Annotated in this window: 1 protein-coding gene; it reads left to right on the top strand. The window is 57.0% G+C overall.

Going from position 1 to position 718, the window contains the following annotated elements; genetic code table 11:
* Positions 1 to 718: IS3 family transposase (locus tag PMI29_RS16445; RefSeq protein ID WP_007997482.1), on the top strand; the 718-nt coding region annotated here is incomplete at both ends.

Genomic DNA, 718 nt, shown 5'->3' with positions numbered 1-718 from the left:
GAATCCTGAACGGGAGAAACTTAAGGCCGTGCTGGTCAAGCATCATAAGGAATCCAGAGCGTCCGCAGGGTCTCGCACCCTGTCCAAGGAACTGCAAGCCAAGGGGCATCGTGTCGGGCGACATATGGCTCGCAGTTTGATGCGCGAAGCCGGTGTTGCCAGCCATCAACGGCGGCGGCACAAGTACAAATCTTCCGGCGTTGAGGCGCTGGTGGCGCCGCATGTGCTCAAGCGCAAGTTTGATGTCACTGCGGTTAACCAAGTGTGGTGCGGCGATGTGACCTACATCAAAGTCGGCACGCGCTGGATGTATTTCGCGGCGGTGCTGGATCTGTTTGCCCGCAGGATCGTGGGCTGGTCGTTTTCGATGATTTCCGATGCCACGCTGACCTGCGAAGCGTTGCGGATGGCGGTCGACCTGCGAGGCCGGCCAAAAGAGGTGCTGTTTCACTCTGACCAGGGCTGCCAATACACCAGTCATAAATTCAGGAAAGAAATGCGCAAACATGGCCTCCTGCAAAGCATGAGTCGCAAAGGTGAGTGCTGGGACAACGCTCCGATGGAGCGTTTCTTTGGAAGCCTCAAGTCAGAGTGGGTACCAGAAGATGGCTACCGCTCGGAACATGAGGCGCGGGTGGATGTGCAGCGTTATGTGATGCGTTACAACAACGTCAGGCTCCATAGCTACAACGACTACCGGTCGCCGGTAGCTATGGAG

Source organism: Pseudomonas sp. GM49 (genome assembly GCF_000282355.1).
Lineage (GTDB): Bacteria > Pseudomonadota > Gammaproteobacteria > Pseudomonadales > Pseudomonadaceae > Aquipseudomonas.
Note: the sequence above shows the minus strand (reverse complement) of the source record. Positions and strands in the feature narration are given on the sequence as shown.